At 60.2% G+C, this 13920-nt stretch carries 18 protein-coding genes and 1 tRNA gene; 10 read left to right on the top strand and 9 right to left on the bottom strand.

Features of this window, described 5'->3' with window-relative positions; all coding sequences use genetic code 11:
- Window positions 1–93 precede the first annotated feature (93 nt).
- Complete coding sequence (gene mbfA, locus GGD46_RS30820) at window positions 94–1077, bottom strand: iron exporter MbfA (protein ID WP_184710994.1); 984 nt, start codon at window positions 1075–1077, stop codon at window positions 94–96.
- Window positions 1078–1342: 265 nt separating this feature from the next.
- Here mbfA and GGD46_RS30815 point away from each other — a divergent pair, with 265 nt between their 5' ends.
- Together GGD46_RS30815 and GGD46_RS30810 are read left to right on the top strand one after the other, a co-directional pair.
- On the top strand, window positions 1343–1810 hold the full coding sequence (locus tag GGD46_RS30815; protein WP_184710992.1) for a group III truncated hemoglobin: 468 nt from the start codon (window positions 1343–1345) through the stop codon (window positions 1808–1810).
- Window positions 1811–2007: 197 nt separating this feature from the next.
- Window positions 2008–2418, top strand: coding sequence for a hypothetical protein (locus GGD46_RS30810; RefSeq protein WP_184710990.1), 411 nt, complete (start codon window positions 2008–2010; stop codon window positions 2416–2418).
- A 115-nt stretch (window positions 2419–2533) separates the two neighbouring features.
- On the opposite strand, the gene GGD46_RS30805 is transcribed toward GGD46_RS30810, so the two are convergent.
- Both GGD46_RS30805 and GGD46_RS30800 read right to left on the bottom strand, forming a co-directional pair.
- Window positions 2534–3448, bottom strand: coding sequence for a DMT family transporter (locus tag GGD46_RS30805; protein WP_184710988.1), 915 nt, complete (start codon window positions 3446–3448; stop codon window positions 2534–2536).
- 97 nt (window positions 3449–3545) lie between these two features.
- A complete protein-coding gene (locus GGD46_RS30800; RefSeq protein WP_184710986.1) occupies window positions 3546–4571 on the bottom strand; it encodes a histone deacetylase family protein in 1026 nt (341 codons plus the stop codon).
- Between the two features lie 135 nt (window positions 4572–4706).
- On the opposite strand from GGD46_RS30800, the gene GGD46_RS30795 reads away from it, so the two are divergent.
- A complete protein-coding gene (locus GGD46_RS30795) occupies window positions 4707–5312 on the top strand; it encodes an HAD-IA family hydrolase (protein ID WP_184710984.1) in 606 nt (201 codons plus the stop codon).
- 9 nt (window positions 5313–5321) lie between these two features.
- On the opposite strand, the gene GGD46_RS30790 is transcribed toward GGD46_RS30795, so the two are convergent.
- Together GGD46_RS30790 and GGD46_RS30785 are read right to left on the bottom strand one after the other, a co-directional pair.
- A complete protein-coding gene (locus GGD46_RS30790) occupies window positions 5322–5843 on the bottom strand; it encodes a GNAT family N-acetyltransferase (protein WP_184710982.1) in 522 nt (173 codons plus the stop codon).
- Between the two features lie 18 nt (window positions 5844–5861).
- Window positions 5862–6434 carry a helix-turn-helix domain-containing protein gene (locus GGD46_RS30785; RefSeq protein ID WP_184710980.1) on the bottom strand — a complete coding sequence of 191 codons (573 nt, stop codon included), beginning with the start codon at window positions 6432–6434 and terminating at the stop codon, window positions 5862–5864.
- Between the two features lie 171 nt (window positions 6435–6605).
- Between GGD46_RS30785 and lepA the strand changes: the two genes are divergently transcribed.
- From lepA to GGD46_RS30770, 3 genes are read left to right on the top strand one after another with little or no spacing between them, the layout of a single operon-like run.
- The gene (lepA, locus tag GGD46_RS30780; RefSeq protein ID WP_184710978.1) at window positions 6606–8438 is read left to right on the top strand and encodes a translation elongation factor 4; all 1833 of its coding nucleotides are present in this window, start codon (window positions 6606–6608) and stop codon (window positions 8436–8438) included.
- A 59-nt stretch (window positions 8439–8497) separates the two neighbouring features.
- Window positions 8498–8728: a type II toxin-antitoxin system CcdA family antitoxin gene (locus GGD46_RS30775; RefSeq protein WP_184710976.1), complete on the top strand. Its 231-nt coding sequence runs from the start codon at window positions 8498–8500 to the stop codon at window positions 8726–8728.
- Window positions 8728–9027 (top strand): CcdB family protein, encoded by a 300-nt coding sequence (locus GGD46_RS30770; RefSeq protein WP_184710974.1) that lies wholly within the window; start codon window positions 8728–8730, stop codon window positions 9025–9027. Before GGD46_RS30775 ends, GGD46_RS30770 begins: the two co-directional genes overlap by 1 nt.
- 2 nt (window positions 9028–9029) lie before the next feature.
- Here GGD46_RS30770 and GGD46_RS30765 read toward each other — a convergent pair whose 3' ends face one another.
- Together GGD46_RS30765 and GGD46_RS30760 are read right to left on the bottom strand one after the other, a co-directional pair.
- On the bottom strand, window positions 9030–9485 hold the full coding sequence (locus GGD46_RS30765) for a GFA family protein (RefSeq protein ID WP_184710972.1): 456 nt from the start codon (window positions 9483–9485) through the stop codon (window positions 9030–9032).
- A gap of 30 nt (window positions 9486–9515) precedes the next feature.
- Window positions 9516–10250: a type 1 glutamine amidotransferase gene (locus GGD46_RS30760; protein WP_184710970.1), complete on the bottom strand. Its 735-nt coding sequence runs from the start codon at window positions 10248–10250 to the stop codon at window positions 9516–9518.
- A gap of 187 nt (window positions 10251–10437) precedes the next feature.
- Between GGD46_RS30760 and GGD46_RS30755 the strand changes: the two genes are divergently transcribed.
- Window positions 10438–10731 (top strand): SelT/SelW/SelH family protein, encoded by a 294-nt coding sequence (locus GGD46_RS30755; protein ID WP_184710968.1) that lies wholly within the window; start codon window positions 10438–10440, stop codon window positions 10729–10731.
- Between the two features lie 24 nt (window positions 10732–10755).
- Here the strand turns inward: GGD46_RS30755 and GGD46_RS30750 are convergent, their stop codons facing one another.
- Complete coding sequence (locus GGD46_RS30750; protein WP_184710966.1) at window positions 10756–11187, bottom strand: BA14K family protein; 432 nt, start codon at window positions 11185–11187, stop codon at window positions 10756–10758.
- Window positions 11188–11375: 188 nt separating this feature from the next.
- Here GGD46_RS30750 and GGD46_RS30745 point away from each other — a divergent pair, with 188 nt between their 5' ends.
- From GGD46_RS30745 to GGD46_RS34335, 3 genes are all read left to right on the top strand, one after another.
- A complete protein-coding gene (locus GGD46_RS30745) occupies window positions 11376–12797 on the top strand; it encodes a phosphomannomutase (RefSeq protein WP_184711045.1) in 1422 nt (473 codons plus the stop codon).
- Between the two features lie 92 nt (window positions 12798–12889).
- Window positions 12890–12976, top strand: a tRNA-Leu gene (locus tag GGD46_RS30740).
- Between the two features lie 340 nt (window positions 12977–13316).
- A complete protein-coding gene (locus tag GGD46_RS34335; RefSeq protein WP_280949786.1) occupies window positions 13317–13445 on the top strand; it encodes a hypothetical protein in 129 nt (42 codons plus the stop codon).
- A 59-nt stretch (window positions 13446–13504) separates the two neighbouring features.
- Here GGD46_RS34335 and GGD46_RS30735 read toward each other — a convergent pair whose 3' ends face one another.
- The gene (locus GGD46_RS30735; protein ID WP_184710963.1) at window positions 13505–13771 is read right to left on the bottom strand and encodes a DUF982 domain-containing protein; all 267 of its coding nucleotides are present in this window, start codon (window positions 13769–13771) and stop codon (window positions 13505–13507) included.
- Window positions 13772–13920 lie beyond the last annotated feature (149 nt).

Genomic DNA, 13920 nt, shown 5'->3' with positions numbered 1-13920 from the left:
AGGCCAAGAGCGGCCTCGTATTGCTAACCGATAGCTCCGATAGGCGTTCCGATTTTTAACATTTCGTGAACGGGAGACTGCTCAGTACAGGCTTCAGGCATTTCCGATCAGGATGCCGGCCGCCAGCACCAGAGAGCCGCCAACCACCACCTGGAATGCGGCACGAAGGAACGGCGTCTCCATATATTTGTTCTGGATGAAAGCGATGGCCCAGAGTTCGAAGAAGACGACGATGGCGGCCGTGATCGTTGCGGTCCAGAAATGCGGGATGAGGTAGGGCAGCGCGTGTCCGAGGCCGCCGATCGCCGTCATGATGCCGCAGGCAAGACCACGCTTGATCGGTGAGCCACGGCCGGAAATCTTGCCGTCGTCATGGGCCGCTTCGGTGAAACCCATCGAAATACCGGCGCCGACCGAGGCCGAGAGACCGACGAGAAAGGTCTGCCATGTCTGCTGCGTGGCAAAAGCGGCGGCGAAAATCGGCGCCAGGGTGGAGACGGAACCATCCATGAGGCCGGCAAGACCCGGCTGCACATAGGTCAGCACGAACTGGCGGCGCGCCTGGGCATCCTCTTCCTGTTTCACGGTTTCGGGCGTGTGCTTGTTGCCAAGCAGGCGGGCAACGTCCTCATGTCCCTGCTCGGCCAGCGCGAGGTCACCGAGAAGCTGCCTTGTCGATGCATCGGAAACCTGCTTGGCGGCCTGGATATAGAAGTTATAGGCTTGCTGCTCCATCGCCTCCGCTTCCTCGCGAATGGCATCCAGGGAGAGATTCTTGCGCAACCAGTCCGGCTTGCGCTCATAGAAGCCGCTGACGTGCTCGCGACGGATCAGCGGAATGCGCTCGCCGAAGCGCTGCCGGTGCATGTCGATCAGGGTCTTGCGATGGGTATCTTCGACTTCGGCCATGTCCTCGAAGACCTTGGCGGATTCGGGATAATGCTGGCGGAGTATGTCGGCGTAGGCGAGATAGATGCGCGAATCGTCCTCTTCGGCGGCGATGGCGATAGCCAGGATTTCCTGTTCCGAGAGGGAGGTGAAGGGACGTTTGGATGGGCGAAAAAGACCGAGCAGCATGGAAAGGTAACCTTATAACTTTAGAATTATTCTAATTCTAAAGTCGAGCAGCGCCCGGGTCAAGCGGCGAGACGCCATCTTGAGTGGAAATCGCGTCGGGGGGAAGTATGACGGATCACGCGGGGAGCGCATGAAGACGAAAGCAAATTTTGACAGTTTGCCGCAACATCCGCATGACGCCTTGGATATGCCCTGAAATTGCATAGATAAGCGGAGACGAAAGCTGACACGGCGATATTCTGCGCGTGACCGGCGGGAGCATCATATGGACAATGACTTACAGGGCCGTGCGGCTCATCTTGCCGGTATTCGCGAAAGGGCCGAGGCTGAGATGGCCGGCATGGGCATCGATGCCGCCTTCATCGACAGGCTGGTGGACACCTTTTATGGCCGCGTGCAGAAGCATCCGCGGCTTGGGCCGGTATTCGACGGGCGACTTGCCGGGCGTTGGCCTGACCATATGGAAAAGATGAAGCGCTTCTGGTCATCAGTCGCCTTCAAGAACGGAGCCTATGGCGGCAAGCCGGTGCAGGCGCACCTCGGCGTCGAAGGCATGGCGGCCGATCTCTTTCCGGAATGGCTGGCGCTTTTCTCGCAGACGCTCACCGATATCGCACCTTCCGAGCAGGCAAGAGACTGGTTCATGGCAACGGCCGAACGTATCGCCAAGAGCCTGACTTTGTCGCTCTTCTATAATCCTGCGCTGGATGATCCCGCGAAGAAGACCGTTTGAAGCGTATCGCGGAAAGTAACGAGTGCGGCGACGCAAGCCACCGGCCTCTCGCGGTCAGATCTGATTGTAGTGGCAACAATAGCCATCAAAGGCTGGGGCAGCCGGCAAACACGTAGTCTGCGGCGTCAGCTTCGTTTAATCTCGAAGTTGTATTCGAATCGGCTTGCTCGACCATCATAAAGAAAGGTTTGCTGCATATGACCGACGTAGCCGTCAAAAAGGCAGGCGGTGTTCCTTCAAACTACGCTATCATATTATTCGGTTTATTCTTTTTTCCTATTCAGATAGTCGCGATGCTCTTCGCGAAGAGAAGACTTACCGACGGCGGCGAATGGGAGAGATCCCATTATGAAATGCAATATCGCAGTGCAGCGGTCTATCTGGTGATACAAGCGGTTTTATTCGGCATCGGGGCCGCAGGGATGTTCCTGATGCATGGAAAAAGCAACGTGGAGGTCGCGGGTTTGCGAACTTGGGTGGCTGTCATCACCTATGCGAGCTACATGCTCATGGCCTGGCTCGCCATACGATGCGTGCGGGGTCTGTTTTTAGCAGGGGCAAAGACACCTTTGGCTAACCCGCGCTCCTACACCATTTGGCCTCATTGAGGGCCTCGAGGACAAACACACCGGAAGCGGTCAAAACGCGGCCGACCTTAGCGTTGACCGAACAGAGAACCGCAAGCGTGACCCTCGATCTGAAAGACTATGATATCCGGTGAATTCAGCCCTTCGTCGCGAAGATCGTGGCACCGATGCTGGCGGAAACGACGAGGGCGGTGCCGAACATCTGTGACGGCGTCATTGGTTGCGACAGGATAATAAAGCCCGCAACGGCGCCGATGGCGGGTTCGAGGCTCATGAGAATGCCGAAGGACGAAGTCGGCATGCGCCGCAGCGCCACCATTTCCAGCACATAGGGAAGCAGCGGAACAAGTAGCGCTAGGCCGGCGATCTCGAGCAGGCCATAACCTGTCAGATGCGGAACCGCGGACGCGAAGCCGAAGGGGGTCGAAACCACGGCTGCGACCAGCAACGACATCGAGAGTCCTTCGAGGCCCTGAAATGCGTTGCCAACCTTCTTTGTCAGCAGAATGTAGCTGGCCCAGCCCGCCCCTGCCCCGATGGCAAAGAGAATGCCGGGCAGATTGCCGACCCACGCCTCGCCATCATAGGCCAGCAGCAGCACGCCGATGGCCGCGAAAAGAGGCCAGAGAAGCTGGCGGCTGAGCCCGAAGCCCAGGGTCGCGACCAGCAGCGGCCCGAGAAACTCGATCGCGACGGCAAGGCCTAAGGGAATGCGCGCAATCGCCGAGAAGAAGAACGTCGTCATCAGCGCCGAAACGGTGCCGAGCGCCAGCACGCCGAGCCACTGCGAGCGGCTGTAGCTTAGAATTTTCGGACGGACGATGATCGCCAATGCTGCGGAGGCAAAGACGAGCCGAAGCCATGTCGCGCCCACCGGCCCATAGGCATTGATGATCGGAGCCGACAGGGCCGAGCCGAACTGGATGCAGGACATAGACATGACGCACATCAGTATCCCCGCGGCGATGCCGCCGGAGGAGGGCGCAACATTCGGATGCGGCATCAATACTGCGCCGCCATCCGTGCCACTTTCGATAAGCTTCTGATCCATGACCTCTCCCATCGGGCGAGGGTTTTAGAGGCATGGGCTTATGCTGGCAAATTCAAACTTTTCATGCTGGGATCAGGCGCTTTGATGCAAGAGCCGCTCAGGCTTCAAGGCCTTTCAGCACATTGGCGACGTTGAGACCGATTTCGGGCACGCCATAACCGCCTTCCATGCAGACGAGCACGGGCAATCCCGCCGCGGCGATGCGCTCGCCCATGCGGATGAAATCCTGCGACGTCAACGCGAAGAAAGAGATCGGATCGCGCTCGAAAGTATCGACGCCGAGCGAGAGGACGATTGCTTCGGCGCCGAAGGCCTTGATGCGGGCCAGCGCATCGTCGAGCGCCGATGACCATACCTCCCATGGCGTGCCCGGCTGCATCGGGTAATTGCGGTTGGCGCCGAGCCCGTTGCCCTCGCCCTTCTCGTCGGCATGACCAAGGAAATAGGGGAAGGCATGGAGGGGATCGCCATGCAGCGAAGCCGTGAAGACATCGCCCCGCCGGTAGAATATGTCCTGCGTGCCGTTGCCATGATGGAAATCGACATCGAGCACCGCAACCCTGGCCGCGCCATGGTCGCGCAGGCGCTGTGCGGCGACACCGGCATTGTTGATGAAGCAATAGCCACCGAAGAGATCGGAGCCGGCATGATGGCCGGGCGGACGGCAGAGCGCAAAGGCAAAGCGATTGCCAACGTGTAGCCAGTCGGCGCCGGTCAAGGCGCAGCGCATTGAGGCGAGCGCCGCCTCGTAGGATCCCTTGGTGATGGAGGTATCGGCCGCATTGGCATAATGGCCGATCATGCCGACGATATTTTCCGGCACGCGCTGACTGGTGCGCCTGACAGGGAAGGAATTGGAGATCGCCTCACCCGTAAACCCGGCCGCGACCCAGCGCTCCCACACCACGCGCAGAAATTCGAGATAGGCGGGATCATGCACCTTGCATGCCGTCTCGAGCCCGTAGACCTCAGGTGCGACGACATCGACGAAGCCTGCTTCCTTGACGGCGGCGAGGATCCATTCGGCGCGGAACGGCGCTTCGAAGGGGGTGACGAGCTTGCCATCATGCAGCTCGGTCTTGGCATCCCTGAGCTTGTGATCTTCCGAATAAATGACCCGCATATTCGCCTCCTCCATTATATCATTTGCCCTAAAGGCTACATGCATCGCGGCCAGGAAAAAAGAGCGATGCGCTCTTGAACGCTACCGCAAGTGACCGCATTTTCCGCCTGCATTTGACGAAGCGAGGATGGCCGCATGAAAATCCTGATGGTCGATGTCGACGGCGTCCTGGTTCACGGAAGGCCAAGCGACGGGCTGCCGCTTTTCACCTATCTGGAGCAGGACCTCGGCTTGCGGCTGAATGTGCTTCAGGAGGCATTCTTCAAACCCTATTGGCAAGATATCGTCACCGGCCGCGACGCGCTGGAGCCAAGGCTTTCAGAGGTCCTTGGCGAGATCGCGCCGCAACTCCCCGCGAAAACGCTGATCGACTATTGGTTCGAAAACGACTCCCGCCTCGATCACGGCCTGCTCGAAGATCTTGCCGCGCTGCGCGCCGACGGCACGAAGATGTTCCTTGCAACCAATCAGGAGCATATGCGCGCGGCCTATCTAATGGAGACGCTTCAGCTCTCCCAGCGTTTCGACGGCGTTTTCTATTCGGCCGCTCTCGGCCATCAGAAACCTACAGTCGAATTCTTTCTGCTGGCGACCGAACGCGTCGGTTTTGCCCCAAACGAGATCGGCTTCATCGACGATGTAGAAGCCAATATCGAGGCTGCACGGCAATTCGGCTGGAAGGCGATGCAATGGGCGCCGGGCTCGACATTGCGAGATGCCATGGCCGCCTTTTCAGCCTGAATCATCTTTTCACGCAGCGATGCGCTTGTAGAAGAGTGTCGTGTCGCAAAGGCCGCCTTCCGGCCACATGGCATAATCCGGCACCACGCCGACACGCTGCCAGCCGAGGCGTGGATAGATCGCTTCGGCATCGCTGCCGGTCGCCGTATCTAGCACGAGCAAGGTCTTGCCGATGCGGGCAGCTTCGCGTTCCGCGGCGTCCATCAGGAGACGGGCAAGGCCCTTGCCCCGCGCGGATCTGTGCACCAGCAGCTTCTTAAGATCGCCGCGATGCGGCTGGTTCGGCATCTGCGCCGCACCCACCTGCACCGTGCCGACGACCCGGCCCTCGATCACGGCGACGAAAAGCAGTGTCGCGCCGCGTTCGACGCTGTCGGCCACACCCTGCCAGTAGGGCAAGGCGTCGGCTACGCCATAAGGCTGCATGAAGCCGACGGAAGCGCCGCCATTGACGCAATCGGCAAGCACCTCGCAAAGATCGGATAGCCTGTCGCGAGCGTCGGCAGCGGAGAGAAGACGAATATCGGGCATGATAAAGATCCTTGAAGCTTATAAACGGCCGCGATCGAGGATGACGCTGTAGCGCGCCGGCACCTCGCCGGGATTGTGAAAGGCGTGGCCGTCGCCGACGCCCATGAAGAGGCAATCGCCGGGCATCAGGTGATGGGTCACATCACGATGCGTCACCTTCATCTCGCCCTCGAACAGCCAGACATGCTGGGTCATGTCGGCACTTGCCGTATTCGGTGGGAAGATGACGCGCGCGCCGGCGGGGAAGATGACCTCGACGACATCGACCTTCGAGCCCGTGCCCGGCGGCGAGACGGAGCGCCTGACATAGCCGGTTCCCGGATCACGCCAGATCGCCTGCTGCTCGCGGCGGGCAAGCGGCGACACCTCCATGTCCTCCTCGGCAAAGAAAGCCGAGAGCGAAAGGCCGAGCGCTGCACAGAGCCGCGATAGCAACGAGGCCGTCGGACTCGCCTCCGCCCGCTCGATGCGCGAGATCATCGCACGGCTGACGGCCGAAGCATTGGCAAGCTCATCCAGTGTCAGGCCGCGAGCGATGCGCAGCTCCTTGATGCGTGCACCGATCGCCAGATCCAGATCGTCATCCGCCATTGTCAATGTCTCACGCTTCGAAATTCTACTATAAGAGAAATACACGTTCTCATGATGGAATCAAGCGGGCTTCGAGATTCCCTGGCGGCGGGCCGGAAAAGGCTAACATAACGTGAAGATAGCCGCCAAAGCCCCGCTTTTCCGCTTTGCGGCGCGGGGCGGCGCTGCTATATGGCGCGCATGAGCACCAATTCGACCACTCCGCTTTCGCATATCCGCAACTTCTCGATCGTGGCCCATATCGACCACGGCAAATCGACGCTGGCCGATCGCCTGATCCAGACGACGGGCGGTCTCGCCGAACGCGAGATGTCGGAGCAGGTGTTGGACAATATGGAGATCGAGCGCGAACGCGGCATCACCATCAAGGCCCAGACGGTGCGCCTGCACTACAAGGCCAACAACGGCGAGACCTATATTCTCAACCTGATCGACACGCCCGGACACGTCGACTTCGCCTATGAAGTCTCGCGCTCGCTGTCGGCCTGCGAGGGTTCGCTGCTTGTCGTCGACGCCTCTCAGGGCGTGGAAGCGCAGACGCTCGCCAACGTCTATCAGGCGATCGACAACAATCACGAGCTCGTCACCGTCCTCAACAAGATCGACCTGCCGGCGGCCGAACCCGACCGCATCAAGGACCAGATCGAGGAAGTGATCGGCATTGATGCGTCCGACGCCGTGCTGATTTCGGCCAAGACGGGCCTCGGCATTCCGGATGTTCTCGAAGCCATCGTCAACAGGCTGCCGGCGCCGAAGAGCCCCGGTGGCGAGAAGGCACCGCTGAAGGCGCTGCTGGTCGACAGCTGGTACGACACCTATCTCGGCGTCATGGTTCTCGTGCGCATCATCGACGGCACACTGACCAAGGGCCAGACCATCCGCATGATGGGCACGGATGCGAAGTATCAGATCGAACGCGTCGGCGTTCTCACACCGAAGATGGTCGCCGTCGACAGCCTCGGCCCCGGCGAGATCGGCTTCATCACCGCTTCGATCAAGGAAGTGGCCGACACCCGCGTCGGCGATACCATCACCGAAGACAAGCGCCCGACCGCGGCAGCGCTGCCGGGCTTCAAGCCGGCGCAGCCTGTGGTGTTCTGCGGCCTCTTCCCGGTCGATGCCGCCGATTTCGAAGACCTACGCTCCGCGATGGGCAAGCTGCGCCTCAACGATGCCAGCTTCTCCTTCGAAATGGAATCGTCTGCCGCTCTCGGCTTCGGCTTCCGTTGCGGCTTCCTCGGCCTACTGCATCTGGAAATCATCCAGGAGCGCCTGGAGCGCGAATTCAACCTCGACCTGATCGCCACGGCTCCGTCCGTCGTTTATCAGCTCACCATGACCGACGGCACCGAGATCGAGCTGCACAACCCGGCCGATATGCCCGACGTCGTCAAGATTTCCGAATTCCGCGAACCGTGGATCAAGGCGACGATCCTGACGCCGGATGATTATCTCGGCTCGATCCTGAAGCTCTGCCAAGACCGCCGCGGCATCCAGACTGAGCTGACCTATGTCGGCAACCGCGCCATGATCACCTACGATCTGCCGCTCAACGAAGTCGTCTTCGACTTCTATGATCGCCTGAAGTCGATCTCCAAGGGCTATGCCTCCTTCGACTACAGCCTGACCGATTATCGCGAGAGCGATCTCGTCAAGATGTCGATCCTCGTCAATGCCGAGCCGGTGGATGCGCTGTCCATGCTCGTGCACCGCTCGGCGGCGGAAAAGCGCGGCCGTGTCATGTGCGAGAAGCTGAAGGACCTGATCCCGCAGCACATGTTCCAGATCCCGATCCAGGCCGCCATCGGCGGGCGCATCATCGCCCGCGAGACGGTGAAGGCGCTCCGTAAGGACGTGACCGCTAAATGCTACGGCGGCGACGCTACCCGCAAGCGCAAGCTGCTCGACAAGCAGAAGGAGGGCAAGAAGCGCATGCGGCAGTTCGGCAAGGTCGAAATCCCGCAGGAAGCCTTTATCGCCGCGCTGAAGATGGGGGACGAGTGAGGCTCTTATCAAAATCAAATTATGCGCATATAGTTTGCGTATAATCTGAGGAACGCCTCATGACTCGGACAGCGCGAAAAGCCGCGAATTTATCTCTCGACGAGCAGCTCGTTGCAGATGCACGCGAGTTGAAAATCAATATCTCACGCGCTGCCGAAGATGGCATAACCCGCGCCATCAAGGCTGAGCGCGAGCGACTGTGGCTTTTGGAAAATGCCGACGCAATCGAACAAGCCAATGCCTATGTTGAAAAACATGGTCTGCCATTTGGAAAATATCGGCAGTTCTGATGGCAAGGTTCCATGTCTATGCCTTAAAGCACGGTGGAACTCTCGCATTGGATATTCAGTCTGACTTGTTGGAAAGACTGAGTACACGAATGATGGTGCCTCTGCTTCCCCTGGAGGATGTATCAATGCCAATGGCAAGGCTCAATCCGCAGTTCACTATCGCTGACAAGCCCCGCATCATGGCAACGCAATTGATGGCAGCAATACCGTTCACCGAGATTGGAGAATTGATCACCGACTTGAGTTTGCACGGCGATCAGATTACCGCCGCGACCGACTTCCTTTTTCAGGGCTTTTGACTTCAGTTTCCTGCCATATACTCCCCGATCAAGCCTTCATATTCATCCATCGCCGGCAGCGCGGCATAGCTGTGCTTGGCCGGCGTGGTGACCCATGGCAGCTTTTCGCTCGTCCAGGTCTCCATGAAAGGCGTGAACCAGCCGACATCGTTGAGCATGGTGGCGCGGACATTGACGAACCAGTCGACGCCTTCCAGCTTCGTGAACAGCCAGCTCATGCAATGCGGGCAGAAATAGTGATGGATGGCATCGCCATGCAGGCCGCCGATGACGGGCTCGCCCTCCGTCACCTCGAAACCCTCGGAGGGGATCGCTGCACTCAGCGAATAGGGGCCGGCCGTCATGCGCTGGCAGCCGGTGCAGTGGCAGGCCATGGTCAGCAACGGTTTGGCGTCGATCTTCAACCGCACTTGCCCGCAACGGCAGCTGCCCTCGCATGGTAGTTCCAGCGTGCTCATGGTGTCGTCTCCTCTTATTTGCTGGCGTTCTCAGGCCTCTGCCGCTTCCGGAAGCTTTGCCTGCGTCCTGATGGTCTTCACCCAGGCCCTTGCGATGGCAAGACCGGCCGTGTCGGCCGCGACTGCGTGCTTGGAGACCAGCTCGGGATATTTCTCCAGCCAGCCCGGCTCCTTGCGCTCGATCGTTTCCTGGTGTTCGTCCCGCCAGCGCTCCACCACGGCGGCATTCGCCTCGAAGTGAAACTGCGTGCCATAGGTGGCACGGCCGATGCGGAAAGCCTGATTGCGCGTCACGCCGTTGGTCGCAAGACGGGTAGCGCCGGCGGGTAGCGCAAACGTGTCGGAATGCCACTGGAAAATGGTGAAGTTGTCGCCGACATCGGCCAGCAAGGGATCGACCTTGCCTTCGTCGGTCAGGCCGATCGACTTCCAGCCGAATTCGTGGGCGGCACCGAGCAGGTTTTCCGCCTCATAGGCGCGCGCCAGGATCTGGCTGCCGAGGCAGATGCCGAGCACGGCCTTGTCCTCACTCTCGAAGCGGCGCATGAGCCGCGCCAGCGCGGGCAGATACGGGTGGGTGTCATCGTCACGCGCGCTCTGCTCGCCGCCGAGCACGACCAGCGCGTCATGGGACTTCGTGTCCTCGGGCAGCGCCTCGCCACTCCAGGGGCGGAACCATTCGACCTGCGCCGCGGCCTCTTCCAGCGCGATGCCGAGTGCACCGAGCGGTGTGTTCTTCATATTTTCGATGACGGCGACGCGCATTCCGATAATCCCCAACTGACAGTCCAATCAGAGATGAGCATGCGGCCGGGCGACAGGCAAGGGGTCAGAGCCGCTCGTTTTGCGCAATTCCGGACGGAAAGTCGGTCGATACCTTTGCTGCGCTCGCTTCCGCTTGCAGGCGAATAATCTTGAGCATAAATGTCAGCAAACAACGAGGATAATGACGATGAGCGACAAGCCCCGGATCACCATTCTCTACTGCACCCAGTGCAACTGGCTCCTGCGCTCCGGCTGGATGGCGCAAGAACTACTGCAGACCTTTACCGACAGTCTCGGCGAAGTGGCGCTGATACCCGGCACCGGTGGCGTCTTCGAAATCCGCATCGGTGGCGAACTGCTGTGGGAGCGCAAGCGCGACGGCGGCTTCCCAGGGCCAAAGGAGCTGAAGCAGCGCGTGCGGGATGTCATCGACCCGCAACGCGATCTCGGCCATACCGACCGCGCCTCGCTGGAGAGTTGAGCCTACCCTCCCCGTACCGAACCGTCAGTCGAAGGGCGAACGGCACTCCTTGAAGCCATGATTGATGGTCGAATAGAGGTTAGTGCCGGGATTGTAGCTGCGATACTGTCTGGCGCACCACATCTGATGCTGCGAGCGCTGCTGGGCCGGCGAAGGGTAGACGACCTTTGGCGGCGTATAGGTTTCGCGCGGGGGCATTTGAATGCGCGTGCTGTCGTAGCGGTTCACCCCGCCGGTATAGGGCGGCGTGATCGGAAGCGGCTGGCCGGGGCGGGTGTAGAACTGCCGTTCCCCGAAACCGAAACAGCCTCTGGCATCGCAGAGGACGCGATTGCCGGGGCTGGGCGGCTGGATGCCCATTTTCGGAGGATCCGAGGCCGCAACGGCAAGCCCTGCTTGTGCCAGCAACGAAAGGCCGAAAGCGCAACCAAGCGCAACCCTATGAAAAGCAACCATGATGAACTCCCGTGCGGGTACCGCGAACCAAAACCGACGCGCGCCTCGCCTTGATCTTATCTGGGGCATTGGCAGGGATAAAACCAGTATCGCCGCAACTGGAAATCGCCGTTCCACGACGAGTTGATCGCCGCCGCCGCTTGCTCCATAACAGCGCGATCATTGCAAGGAGATTGCCCGTGAGCAGCTTGAAATTCGGCACCAGCGGCCTTCGCGGCCTATCCGTGGATCTTACCGGCCGGGCTTCCGCGCTCTATGCGACGGCATTCGCCAACCATCTGCTGAAGAGCGGCCATGCCAAGCCAGGCGATCTCATTCTTGTCGGCCGCGATTTCCGCGAATCGAGCCCGGCGATATCGGCGACCTGCATCGGTGCGCTGAAGCGTGCCGGCCTAACGCCGATCGACTGCGGCACCTTGCCGACGCCGGCGCTGGCTCTCTACGGGCTGAAGCACAAGGCGGCATCGCTGATGATCACCGGCTCGCATATCCCTGCCGATCGCAACGGCATCAAATTCTACAGGCCGGATGGCGAGATCGACAAGCGGGACGAAGTGGCGATCAGCGAGGAGGCCTTGGCGATCGGCGATTCCGTACTGGACGAGACGCCTGCCGAGGCGGAAAACCACACGGCAGAGACGGAGGCGCTGTTCCTAGAGCGCAACAAGGGGCTGCTGCCATCAGGCAGCCTCGCGAGCCTCACCATCGGCGTCTATCAGCACAGCACGGTGGCGCGCGACCTTTTCGGACAGGTGCTCGGCCATTACGGCGCGCGCGTCGTACCGCTCGCCCGCTCCGAGAGCTTCATTCCGGTCGATACCGAAGCCGTCTCTGCCGAGACCATCCGTCTCATGAAAGGCTGGGCGCCAGAGCACGGCCTGGACGCCATCGTTTCGGCCGACGGCGACGGCGACCGGCCGCTGGTCGCCGATGAAACCGGCGAGCCCCTGCGCGGCGATCTGCTCGGCCTTATCGCCGCAAACTTCCTCGGCGCAGAAGTGGTGGTGACGCCGGTCACATCCAATTCCGGCATCGAAGCGGCCGGCTCCTATGCCGTTACCCGCACCCGCGTCGGCTCGCCCTATGTGATCGCGGGCATGGATGAGGCGGTTGCCGCCGGCAAGACTGGCGTCATGGGCTTCGAAGCCAATGGCGGCACACTGACGGCCAGCCGCTTCACCGTCTCGGGCAAGCCCTTCGAGCCGCTGCCGACACGCGACAGCTTCCTGCCCGTCCTGGCGACGCTCTACGCGGCCGCAAAGGCCGGCCGGCCGCTTTCGGCGGTCGCCGGCAGCTATCACCTGCCCTTTGCCGCCGCCGACCGCCTTGAGAATTTCCCCGTGGAAACCAGTGCCGCGCTGATGGCGCACCTGCGCGCTTCGGACATCAATCTCGCTGAATTCCTCAAGCCCGTCGCAGCCGTCGCGTCGAAGAGCGACATCGACGGACTCAGGGTCACGCTTGTGGATAACCGAATCATCCATTTCCGCCCCTCTGGAAATGCACCGGAAATGCGTTGCTATGTGGAAGCGGCGAGTGAAAACGAGGCAAAGACCTTGCTGGAACAGGGACTTGGCCTGATCCGCACCTGGGCTGCGACCCGGGTCTGACCCGGGCCTCAACCGCTTTTTTCACAATCGACACGAAAACTTCAAAAACCCTGTTGACACCGGACGGCCACCCCCTTACATGCGTGTCCGTCGCCCAGATGGCGGAATTGGTAGACGCGCCAGCTTCAGGTGCTGGTACCCGAAAGGGTGTGGAGGTTCGAGTCCTCTTCTGGGCACCATTCCATTTTGAGAAACGTAGATTTCTCAATTATTTCAAGACTAACGAGTTCCTTTGGAACACACTCGGTTCACCGAATGTGTACGATGGGACTTGTCTTGAAATGGGCGAAGACGACAAAAATTTCCACTTAGCGATACCTTAAGCGGATACCCTGTGGCGGCCCGCGGAATCCTCCCCCGTGGCGGCCATTTCTCGGCGCCCGATGAGGCAGCGCGCCACCTCATGGAGGTCGTGGACTCCGCACACGCCACGGTGAGAACTCAGATTTTGGATCATCTTTAAATCGTTGACTGTGGAGAAAACCACGACCTAATAGGGGAAACCTTGAGGGATTTTCGATGCACCACAAGAGCGACTGGTATGATCTGATTGTTGGCGACGGCAACGTCAACCAGGGGCTGGCGAGGATGATGGGTTCCATCCTCGCGTTCATCGTGGTTTTCGGCGTGATTTTCTGGTTGATCTAACCGATCGCGTTGCCTCCCGCGGCCCAGGGCGTTCGTTCTGTCCCTGATGTAAGGCAGGTCTAGTGGATGCTCCCCGCATCCGGCTTGACGTAAAGCCCGGCCTCCCGCGCCGCTTCAAGAAAAGCCTCTCTCGACTCTTCGGCAGAGACTTTGCCGAGGACGGCATCCAGGCACACTAGGACGGCCTCGTCCGCCACCGGTCCACCTTCGGCGGGCCATTCCTCGCTCATGCAGTTTGCCGCATCGAGCGCGTTGGTAATGATCGCAAAACGGCCGATCCCACCAAGCTCGACTATGACGGGACTTCTCCAATCACCATTGTCCATGCTGAACCTCCCTCACCCATAGTGCGCCATCAGCGCTGCGATCAGAAATGAGCCGGTGCCGGAGCACGCGGCCATGGTCACATAATAGTCCATCGGGTTTCGTTCCTTGCCTTGGATGACGCCTCGATAACGTCGAGCAAGGTTGGATG

Source organism: Martinezella lusitana (assembly GCF_014207095.1).
In the GTDB taxonomy this organism is placed as follows: domain Bacteria; phylum Pseudomonadota; class Alphaproteobacteria; order Rhizobiales; family Rhizobiaceae; genus Rhizobium; species Rhizobium lusitanum_B.
The sequence above is the reverse complement of the archived record's forward strand: the minus strand, read 5'-3'. Positions and strand labels throughout refer to the sequence as shown.

Bases quoted from the DNA above. Each gene is read 5' to 3' on its own strand.
- mbfA (WP_184710994.1), bottom strand. From the start codon at position 1,077: ATGCTGCTCGGTCTTTTTCGCCCATCCAAACGTCCCTTCACCTCCCTC.
- GGD46_RS30815 (WP_184710992.1), top strand. From the start codon at position 1,343: ATGGACAATGACTTACAGGGCCGTGCGGCTCATCTTGCCGGTATTCGC.
- GGD46_RS30810 (WP_184710990.1), top strand. From the start codon at position 2,008: ATGACCGACGTAGCCGTCAAAAAGGCAGGCGGTGTTCCTTCAAACTAC.
- GGD46_RS30805 (WP_184710988.1), bottom strand. From the start codon at position 3,448: ATGGATCAGAAGCTTATCGAAAGTGGCACGGATGGCGGCGCAGTATTG.
- GGD46_RS30800 (WP_184710986.1), bottom strand. From the start codon at position 4,571: ATGCGGGTCATTTATTCGGAAGATCACAAGCTCAGGGATGCCAAGACC.
- GGD46_RS30795 (WP_184710984.1), top strand. From the start codon at position 4,707: ATGAAAATCCTGATGGTCGATGTCGACGGCGTCCTGGTTCACGGAAGG.
- GGD46_RS30790 (WP_184710982.1), bottom strand. From the start codon at position 5,843: ATGCCCGATATTCGTCTTCTCTCCGCTGCCGACGCTCGCGACAGGCTA.
- GGD46_RS30785 (WP_184710980.1), bottom strand. From the start codon at position 6,434: ATGGCGGATGACGATCTGGATCTGGCGATCGGTGCACGCATCAAGGAG.
- lepA (WP_184710978.1), top strand. From the start codon at position 6,606: ATGGCGCGCATGAGCACCAATTCGACCACTCCGCTTTCGCATATCCGC.
- GGD46_RS30775 (WP_184710976.1), top strand. From the start codon at position 8,498: ATGACTCGGACAGCGCGAAAAGCCGCGAATTTATCTCTCGACGAGCAG.
- GGD46_RS30770 (WP_184710974.1), top strand. From the start codon at position 8,728: ATGGCAAGGTTCCATGTCTATGCCTTAAAGCACGGTGGAACTCTCGCA.
- GGD46_RS30765 (WP_184710972.1), bottom strand. From the start codon at position 9,485: ATGAGCACGCTGGAACTACCATGCGAGGGCAGCTGCCGTTGCGGGCAA.
- GGD46_RS30760 (WP_184710970.1), bottom strand. From the start codon at position 10,250: ATGCGCGTCGCCGTCATCGAAAATATGAAGAACACACCGCTCGGTGCA.
- GGD46_RS30755 (WP_184710968.1), top strand. From the start codon at position 10,438: ATGAGCGACAAGCCCCGGATCACCATTCTCTACTGCACCCAGTGCAAC.
- GGD46_RS30750 (WP_184710966.1), bottom strand. From the start codon at position 11,187: ATGGTTGCTTTTCATAGGGTTGCGCTTGGTTGCGCTTTCGGCCTTTCG.
- GGD46_RS34335 (WP_280949786.1), top strand. From the start codon at position 13,317: ATGCACCACAAGAGCGACTGGTATGATCTGATTGTTGGCGACGGCAAC.
- GGD46_RS30735 (WP_184710963.1), bottom strand. From the start codon at position 13,771: ATGGACAATGGTGATTGGAGAAGTCCCGTCATAGTCGAGCTTGGTGGG.